Annotated in this window: 1 protein-coding gene and 1 pseudogene; both read right to left on the bottom strand. The window is 77.6% G+C overall.

What is annotated here, in order from left to right; all coding sequences use genetic code 11:
• Positions 1-1,016, bottom strand: a 1,016-nt coding sequence (locus CS2_RS18190; protein ID WP_070321016.1) for a 5'-3' exonuclease, incomplete at its 3' end; no start/stop codon positions are given.
• Between the two features lie 45 nt (positions 1,017-1,061).
• Positions 1,062-2,004: pseudogene (locus CS2_RS19245) on the bottom strand (hypothetical protein); the annotation flags it as partial.

The following is a 2,004-nucleotide window of genomic DNA, read 5'->3' on the forward strand; positions in this document are numbered from 1 at the left end:
ACGGGTCCGGGCGCGGCTGGGGGCGCCGCCGGGGCGGGGCCGACGCCCGGGGCCACGCGCGCACCCGACGTGCGCCACGGCGGCTCGGCGTCCCACGAGACGAGCGTGCGGTGCGCGAGCCACTGCAGCGAGTCGAGCTCGGCGCCCGCGAGCGCGCGGTGCAGCGTCGTCGCGTCGAGCGGCAGCACGCCCGGGCACGGCGACGCCGCGAGGTCGAGCCCCAGGTCGAGGTCGGTGCGCATCGTCATGAGCTCGACGTTGCGCCGGTAGGCCGCGCGGCCCTCGGGGTCCGCGAGCTTGCGGACGACGGCCTTGCCGACCTCGGCGGCCACGCGCGCGCCGTCGTGCTCGTCGACGTCGGCGAACGCGGCCTCGACCGTGCCGAAGGCCGCGAGCAGCGCGACGCCCGTCTTCTCGCCGATGCCGCGGATGCCCGCGAGGTTGTCCGACTGGTCGCCGCGCATCGCCGCGAACTGCCGGTACTGCGCGGGGTCGATGCCGATCATGAGCCGCAGCCGCTCGGGCGTCAGCACGGGCGAGGCCTCGACGCCGCCGTTGATGAGCCGCAGCACCGACGTCGTGGGGGTGATGAGCGCGAACGCGTCGCGGTCGGACGTGCACACGACCGTGCGCCAGCCCGCCGCGTCGGCGTGCGCCGCGGCCGACGCGAGCACGTCGTCCGCCTCGTGCCCCGGCGGCGTGACGACGTGCAGGCCCGCCTCACGGAACACGTCGGCCGCGAGCGCGAGCTGCTCGACCAGGTCGGTCGGCTTCTCGGCGCGGTGCGACTTGTACTCGGGGTGCACCGATTTGCGGACGTTGTGGCTCGCGTCGTCGAACCCCACGACGACCGCGTCGGCGGACACCCGGTCGCACGCGCCCAGCACCTGCGACAGCGCGCCCCGCACGGCCCACGTCGGGCGGCCGTCGCGCGTGCGCGTCCCCGACGCGGCACCCGCGTGGTACGCGCGATGGATCAGCGAGTTGCCGTCGACGGCCAGCAGGGTCTTCGTCATGGCGGGCGGTCGCCGGTCCTCTCGTGCGGGGGCGGTGCCGCCGCGTCAGCCGGGCAGCACCTGCTCGACGAGGGTACGTGCCTTGCGGCGCACGGTGGCCGAGCCGCCGCGCTCCGCGAGGTCCCGCAGGCCCGGCCACGCCGCCGCGTCGGCGGGCAGCAGCCCGCGGTCGGCGGCCTCGCGCAGCAGCGGAGCATGCAGCAGCGCGACGTCGAGCACGCGGTTGAGCCACCGTGGCGCGGGACCGTCGAGGCCGGCCGCGTGCCGCACGGGCTCGACCAGCACGGGCCACAGCACGGGCAGCGTCGTCGGGTCGGACTCGAGCAGCTTCATCATGCGCGCGGGCGTCACGTCGGGGTGCGGCAGCAGCGCGCGCACGGCGACCGTGACCGCCGCGGACCCGAGCAGCCCCTCGCGGACCACCGTCTGCACGGACCACACCGCCGCGTCGTCGTGGCACAGCGACGCGAGCACGACCGCCGCCATCGACGTGGTCAGCGGCGGCACGTCGCCGCCGGTGAGCGGGCCGTCGGCGCCCGTGCGCCAGTTGCGGTGCGGCGAGACGACCAGGCGCCCGGCGGTCGCGTCCCAGTGCAGCCACGCGTCGTGCCCGTGGTGGTTCGCACCCGCGGTCCGCGCCGCGGCCGACCGCGCGGCGCACTGCCCCTCGCGCTCGAGGTCGTAGAACCAGCCCTTGGTCACGCGGAACGGCCCGCCGGCCTCCCCGGGGACGTCGACGTCGACCGCGAGCATGCGCGACGACGCGCCCGGGTCGTCCCACACCGCGGTGATCGCCGCACCGTCCACGACGGCCGGCAGCGTCCCGGCGCCGTCGGGCCAGACCTCGGCGAACGCGCGCGTGGGGCGCGTCGTCGCGGACGCGGGTGCGGTGGCGGCGGGCTCCCCGGCCGCAGCCGCGGGCGTCTCCGCCTCGGGGGCGGTCACCGGCTCCGGCAGCCGCGCGACGACCGCCCGCGCCGCGACGACC

It is taken from the genome of Cellulomonas iranensis NBRC 101100 = JCM 18110 (assembly GCF_001552375.1).
GTDB lineage: Bacteria > Actinomycetota > Actinomycetes > Actinomycetales > Cellulomonadaceae > Cellulomonas > Cellulomonas iranensis.